This window comes from Candidatus Marivariicella framensis (genome assembly GCF_982709265.1).
In genome coordinates, this window is record NZ_CEXPNT010000038.1 from 1 (window position 1) to 7642 (window position 7642).

6 protein-coding genes are annotated in these 7642 nt (G+C 31.3%); 5 read left to right on the forward strand and 1 reads right to left on the reverse strand.

The annotated features are described in order from the left end of the window. Positions 1–1180: serine hydrolase domain-containing protein (locus AC34EU_RS08515; protein ID WP_489696206.1), on the reverse strand; the 1180-nt coding region annotated here is incomplete at its 3' end. A 331-nt stretch (positions 1181–1511) separates the two neighbouring features. Here AC34EU_RS08515 and AC34EU_RS08520 point away from each other — a divergent pair. From AC34EU_RS08520 to AC34EU_RS08540, 5 genes are all read left to right on the forward strand, one after another. Beyond that, positions 1512–2492: an acyl-ACP desaturase gene (locus AC34EU_RS08520; RefSeq protein WP_487534641.1), complete on the forward strand. Its 981-nt coding sequence runs from the start codon at positions 1512–1514 to the stop codon at positions 2490–2492. A gap of 171 nt (positions 2493–2663) precedes the next feature. Beyond that, complete coding sequence (locus AC34EU_RS08525; RefSeq protein ID WP_489666819.1) at positions 2664–3359, forward strand: copper homeostasis protein CutC; 696 nt, start codon at positions 2664–2666, stop codon at positions 3357–3359. A 233-nt stretch (positions 3360–3592) separates the two neighbouring features. Continuing rightward, on the forward strand, positions 3593–4405 hold the full coding sequence (locus AC34EU_RS08530; protein ID WP_487534638.1) for a GLPGLI family protein: 813 nt from the start codon (positions 3593–3595) through the stop codon (positions 4403–4405). 27 nt (positions 4406–4432) lie between these two features. Further along, positions 4433–7135: a carboxypeptidase-like regulatory domain-containing protein gene (locus tag AC34EU_RS08535; RefSeq protein WP_489696207.1), complete on the forward strand. Its 2703-nt coding sequence runs from the start codon at positions 4433–4435 to the stop codon at positions 7133–7135. A 231-nt stretch (positions 7136–7366) separates the two neighbouring features. Further along, a partial coding sequence (locus tag AC34EU_RS08540; RefSeq protein ID WP_487534636.1) for a formylglycine-generating enzyme family protein occupies positions 7367–7642 on the forward strand: 276 nt, incomplete at its 3' end.

Genomic DNA, 7642 nt, shown 5'->3' on the forward strand with positions numbered 1-7642 from the left:
AGGTTTGTTTATAAATTATTCCAATCAGGTTTTCTTCAGGATCTGCAAAATAACTCGTGTTAAAATACCCTCCCCAAGTGAGTGTGCCTTCACTTCCTCCAGCGCCTATTTTGAGGTCTTTTTTGGGTAAAATACCAAATACTAATCCCAGTGAAGCATTTTCGTTTTTAGGCATTTGGTTTTCGTATACTAATTCACAAGTTTTTTTTCCAATAATCTGATAATCATTTGCCTTACCATTATTTAGGAATAAGGATAAAAACTTGGCATAATCTTGAACCGTACTAGATAGCCCTGCACCTCCTGAAAAAAAACTTTTCTCCTTTAGGGGATAATTAACATCATATATCGAAGTGTTGAATACAGCCCATTCTTCACCACTTCTTGTGATTACAGGAACTAGCCTATTGTGTTTTTCTTTAGGAAGCGTGAAATAAGTGTCGTCCATTTGCAAGGGGTCAAAGATTCTTTTTCTCAAAAACTCAGGAAAGGTCATCCCAGACATAAGTTCCACAAAATGTCCTAAAACATCCAATCCAAGACTGTAAGTAAATTTTTCTCCTGGCTCATGGTGCAAAGGTTGTTTTGATATAGCGTTGGTGATTTCTGCCATATTTTGATCAGGAGAAAAAATATCACGCAATCCTTCTTTCCAGTAAATTGATCGAATCGCAGGGTTTCCATCAATTTCTCCATAACCTATACCCGAGGTATGTGTTAACAAGTGTCGGATAGTTATTTTATTTATAGAAGACGTTGAAGTAAAGGTTGAATCTTTTGAATTAAACTTGTCTAAAATCTCAATCTCTGAAAAGGACGGAATATATTTTGAAATAGGATCATCTAAAAAAAATTTGCCTTCTTCCCAAAGCATAAGTACAGCCAAAGAAGTAATTGCTTTTGACATGGAGGCAATTCTGAAAATATCATTATCATTGAAATTGCGATTATTTTCAGGATTGGCAATACCAAAAGACTTTTGATAGACCGTCTTTCCGTTTCTAACCACTAGTGCAACTGCTCCAGGAATCTCCTTAGTTTCAACTGCTTTAATGAGCATAGTGTCAATTCTTGAAAGCCTATCATGAGACATTCCTTGCTTGATGTTTGGGTCACTAGTTATCTGGTTACAGGATGTAAATAGGAGAATAATAAGCGCTGCAATAAGTGAGTTTCTCATGAGTTTTATTTTACTCAATATATAAAGAATATTCAAGTAAAAAACCCTTATTCTTTCCTTTAGTTAGTCTTTGTTTGTTGAATAATGTCACTATTTTTATCTCAATAATCAGCAAACTCTTTATGTTATTGACTCTACAGAGTTATCCCTAAATTCTTGTTGAGTATGTGCGACTACAGAAATTTAATTGGCTTTAGTTGGTTTAGCCTTTTATAGAAAGGGATTTAGTTTTAAGTAATTCACTATATTTGTAATTAAATAGAATAGGTAAAATAAAATTGGAATTAGTTGCAAAAGCTGAGAAAACATTTACAAACTAAATAAAATAGTTATATCCATGAAAAATATTCGGAGAGAAGTAATGAAAACCTTGGAGAAAAACATTGATACGTTCGTAGATAAGTTTTTAATTCCTGCAGAAAAAATTTGGCAACCAACAGACTTTTTACCAAACTCTCAGAAAGATGATTTTATTGAAGAAATAAAAGAAATTCAGGAAATTTCTAAAGATTTAGATGATGATTTTTGGACGGTATTAGTAGGTGATACAATTACAGAAGAAGCTTTACCAACATATGAATCTTGGCTATTAGACATAGATGGTATTTCGCAACAACCAGATAATGGTTGGGCAAAATGGATTCGTGCTTGGACCTCTGAGGAAAACAGACATGGGGATACTTTAAACAAATACTTATATCTGTCTGGAAGAGTAAATATGCGAGAAGTAGAAATTACTACACAGCATTTAATTACTGATGGTTTTGATATAGGAACTGCATCAGATCCTTATAAAAACTTTGTGTATACAAGTTTTCAAGAATTGGCAACTTATGTTTCACATAACAACGTAGCGAAGATCGCAAGAAAAAAAGGACATAAAGCATTAGCTAAAATGTCTAAAATTATTGCTGGAGATGAAATGCGACATCATACTGCATATGTAGAATTTGTAAGACAAATCTTTGAGATTGATCCAAGTGAAATGATGCTAGCATTTCAACACATGATGAAGCATAAAATTGTGATGCCTGCCCTGCATTTAAGAGAATCTTTTGCTGCTAAAGGAAGTTTGTTTAATGATTTTTCTACAGTAGCTCAAAGAGTCGGTGTTTATACCGGTTTTGATTATATCGAAATATTGAAAAAACTAAATTCAGCCTGGGAAATTGATAGAATTACTGGTTTAACAGCAGAAGCAGAAAAAGCAAGAGATTATTTATTAAAATTACCAGACAGATTGTATAGAATTACAGAGCGAATTGTAATTCCAGAAACAAGATTTCAGTTTAAATGGTTAAACCCAAAATAATTATTAATAAATTTTCCTTTAGCTTCTTTTTTATTACTCTAAGAGATAAATACTAGTTATTATTAAAGCCTAAAAATAAAACCTGGTAAGGGTGATTTTTTCAATAATTTCGAAATCTGTTATTAATTTTTATAAAGTGATGTATCTAAATGTCTAATAAAAACATTAATAGTGAATAAAATTATTGTTGAAATCTGCTGTAGTTCAATAGCTTCAATAAAAAATGCAGTCGAGGGAAAAGCTCATAGAATTGAGTTATGTCAAAATTTACTAGCTGATGGCTTAAGTCCATCTTCTGAATTTTTGGAGAAAGCGTCTTCAGTTTGCAAGCTGCCAATTCATGTGCTGATTAGACCTAGATCTGGATGTTTCTACTACAACACTAATGAGATTGAGCAAATAGGAAAGGATATCGAACGAATTAAAGAATTCCCTATTCAAGGAATAGTAATTGGAGCATTAAACGAGAATAATTCTTTAGCCTTAGAGCATTTGAAAAACTGGAGAGCCATGTGTCCAAATCTAAATTTCACATTTCATCGTGCTTTTGATGTTGTAAAAGATCCTGAAAAAGCTTTGAATCAACTAGTCAATATAGGATACGATCGTGTATTGACTTCTGGACAAAAACCAAAAGCAATTGATGGATTAACATTATTAAAAAAATTAAATTCTAAATATTCAAATCAAATATCTATAATGCCGGGAGGGGGTGTTAACGATAAAAATGTTTATAAATTCTTGAATGCTGGATTTAAACAGATTCATCTTTCAGCTAAAGCTCATAGCGAAGTTACTACTGAAGATCCAATTTCTAATCTTGAAATTATTAAATCTGTTATGTCTACAGTCGCTTTGTTTAAATAAGCTTTGAATACTGCTTTTAGTCATTTTTTTATGTAACCATCCAAAAAGTAAATGAATAATGTGTTTAATTATCATTGATAATTGACACTCGAAATTTATTAAAAAGTTCCCAGAGTAAAATGTGTTTACTTACCATAATCTAGTCTATTTTTTGTTAATTTGTTTAAAGTCATTAAACCTTTGAACTCCAAATAGGTCTTACTAATAAGTTTTAATTCATAAACCAAATACAAATGAATCTTTTAAATAAAACCATTTTTTTATTCCTTTCATTTTTACTAGTTTCATTTATGCATGAACCTACCAATCAAAATTTCCAAGGTAAAGCATATTATTTTTCAAAATCTAAATTGGAACTTGGTAATTGGGGTGCAAGAATGAGTGAGGCCCAAAAAAAACAAATGCAAAGTCGTCTTAGCAATAGACTAGAAAAAACCTTCATATTAAGTTTTAATAAAGAAGAATCAATATTTGAAGAAGAAGAAAAAGTAGATGCGATTTCTGGAGCAACTGACTCTTGGGGAAGTAACTTTTCAAGAGGCAAACAATACAAAAACATAAAAGAAAATCAGTTAGTTCAAACACAAGAATTTTATGGTAAGCGATTTTTAGTTAAGGATAAATTACAAAATATAGATTGGAAAATGGAATCAGACTCAAAAAAAATTGGACAGTATATGTGTTTTAAAGCTACTGCCTCTGTTCCAACAAAAGAGTTGTCATGGTTTAATTTTTCTTGGGGTGATTTATCCTCTGAGAATGATAGTATTGACATTCAAATGACCGAAGTAGAAGCATGGTATACTCTTCAAATTCCGCTAAAACATGGACCAGCAGAATATGGTGGATTACCAGGTTTAATTTTAGAGGTAAGTGCCGGTAATACAACAATATTGTGTTCTCAGATCTTAATAAATCCTAAGAATTCATTTGAAATAGAAGCGCCCAGTAAAGGAAAAATAATTACTAAAATGGCATATCAAGCTACCCTAAAAGAAAAAATGCTTGAGATGAGAAATAACAGAGGCAGAAGAAGAAGAAACTAACTGCTCATACATATTAGCATTTAAAACATGAAAAAAACCTGGTTTATTTTCCATATTCTACTTGCTGTTTCCTCATATGGTCAAATTAATTTAGAGGGTGTAGTTACTGATAGTTTGAAAAACCCTCTTGAATCAGCAAGCTTAGTCGCAATTAATGAAAAGACAAGCAACATGGAATCATTTGTTGTTACTGACTTATCGGGAAAATATAAACTTCCACTAAAAACAAACACCAGCTATAAAATACAAGTAAGTTATTTCGGTTTGAGAACCATTGATGAGGTTATAAAAACCAAGGAAACAAATCTTTCTAAGAACTATGTAATGTTAAAGGGAATTCTCTTGGATGAGGTAATTGTCAAAATACCAATAATTGTAAAGGGGGATACAATTATTTATGATGCAGATTCATTTAAAAATGGATCTGAGAGAAAATTAGAAGATATTATAGATAAACTGCCTGGGGTAGAAATCAATGAAAATAATCAGATTGAAGTTGAGGGGAAAATTGTCAATAAAATAACAATAAATGGTAAAGACTTTTTTGATGGAGACACCAAAATTGCAACAAAAAACATCCCCTCCAGTGCAGTTGATAAAATCCAAGTTTTAAAAAATTATGCTGAGGTTGGACAACTAAGCGGAGTAAGAAACAATCAGAATAATGTTGCTATTGATATAAAGTTAAAAGAAGGTAAAGAAAGTTTTTGGTTTGGAAATGTTACTACAGGACTAGGAGATTCCCCAACAGACAACTTGTATTTACTTCAGCCTAAACTATTTTATTATAGTCCAAAGTATAGTATTAATTTTATTGGTGATCTTAATAATATTGGCGAGGTTGCCCTTACAAGAAGAGATATTAGAGGTTTTGGAGGAGGCTTTAGAACGCCCAGTAGGCAAAGTGGAACTAGTATAAATCTAGGAGATAATAGTCTTAATTTTTTGACCAATGGAAGGAATGCTCTGAAAACTAAAAACAAATTAGCTACGGGTAACTTTAGTTATTCTCCAAACTCAGCCTTGGATCTAAGTGGATTCATGATTTATAATACCACCCAAATTCTTTCAAATGAGATCAGTTTAATAAGATATACAGATTCTGGAATACCAGATGAATCAAAAGATCAATCTGGAAATGAAAATTCAAGCCAAGGCTTATTAAAGCTCAGTGCTTCTTTCAAACCAAACTTTAACAATCAAATGGACTACGATATTATAGCTCGTGTTTCTAATGATTCTCAGCAGCAAAATATTTTTTCTTCAATTATTGGAAACACAAATCAAATTAACGAAATAACTCCGTTTACAATAAATCAAAATTTAAATTATTACTACACTTTAAATGAAAATAATATTTTTGCTTTTGAAGCCCAGCACTTGATTAAAAATGAAGACCCATTTTATAATGTGGTTTTACAAAATGATCCAAATGCAGATGATGCATTCGATTTAACAGCAGAAGCCTTGGGTCTGAACAGTTCTTTTACAAACTATGATATCGGTCAGAACAGAAAAATAAAATCAAATCAGTTAGATGCAAAATTGGATTACTATAACATAATAAACCCCAAAAGTAATATCAATATCACCCTAGGGACCATATTAAGTCTTCAGGAATTTAATTCCAATATTTTTCAATTTTTAGACAATAACTTTAGGTTTTCTCCTACTCCAAATATTAATCAAGGAATAGTTTCAAATGACACAGAATATAGTTTTAGTGATGTTTATTTAGGTATTCATTATCGATTTAGAACTGGTAAATTTACTTTTACTCCAGGCCTTTCAATGCATGCTTATGGAAACAGTAACACCCAGTATAGTGAAACGATAAAAGACAATTTTTTAAGGGTTTTACCTGATTTTGAAACTCGAATACAGCTTAAAAAAGGTGAGTCTCTAACACTGAGCTATAATATGAAAAATCAGTTTACGGATATAACTCGTTTGGCACAAGGATTAGTTTTTAATGACTACAACAGCATACAATATGGAAATCCAGACCTACAAAATGCTTTATCTCACAACATAAGTCTATTCTACAGTAGCTTCAATCTTTTTAACTATACAAATGTATTTGTAAGGGCTGCCTACTCAAGTAATATCGATCAAATAAGAGGATTAACAAATTTTGAAAGTGTAATCAGAACAAGTACGTTTTTTAATTCGAGTTTTGCTGATGAAAACATGAATCTTTTTGGTCGTGTTCAAAAAACGTTTGGAAAAATCAGGACAAGTTTAAATACAAGTTTTAATTACAGTAAGATAAATCAATTTATTCAAGGTATACCTTCACTTAACGAAGGATTTACTCAAACGTATACTCCTGGAATAAGAACAAACTTTAGATATGCTCCCAATATTAGTTTAAGATATAGGTACTCGATAACAACTAATGACCAGGGAAATAGAGAAACAGAATTCGTCACAAAAGCACCGTCTGTTGAGTTTGATGCATTTATCCTAAAGAAAATGACTTTTCGAACCAATTACAGCTATACAATTCAGGATCAGGGTACAAGTGAACCCCAGTCATTTCAAAACTGGAATGCATCATTCTCGTACATAAAAGATAAGGACGCTAAATGGGAATACGAGATTAAAGCTTCAAACATATTGAATATTGATACTCAAGTCAGAAACAGCGCCAATAATATTTCTGTATTTAGTTCAGAAACATTTATTCAGCCAAGATTTATTACTTTTAGGGTAGTATATAGACTCTAAAGTAATATTCTCCTTAAATAATTGAATAGAAGGATCTTGAGGAATTAGAAAGGATCATTTCTGTTTTGTTGTTGTCTAAATTCAACTTCATAATAATTGAATTTTGTTTGATTTAATAAAGCGTTATATTTAATTGTAAAATTAACATTGTCCATAAAAAGATAGCTTATTCTATTTTTACAATCTTATTTAATACCTTATATTCAAAATTAAAACATTTAAAAAATTGAATTGAATAGAGTAAAACTAAATCTACAGATATTAATATTCTTATCGTTGCCAACTATTTGTTTTTCCCAAGAAAATTATTTTGAAAACATTTCCGGTATAAGCTACAGAATCCCAATGGTTTTTATTGAAGAGGGTTCTTTTGTTATGGGTAGTCCAAAATTTGAACTGGGTCACTTTGGTGACGAAGGTCCTCGGCATGAAGTTTCTATTGATGGGTTTTGGATGAGTCAATATGAGGTTACTTGGGATTTGTATAACCTTTTTGTAAGCAGGGAA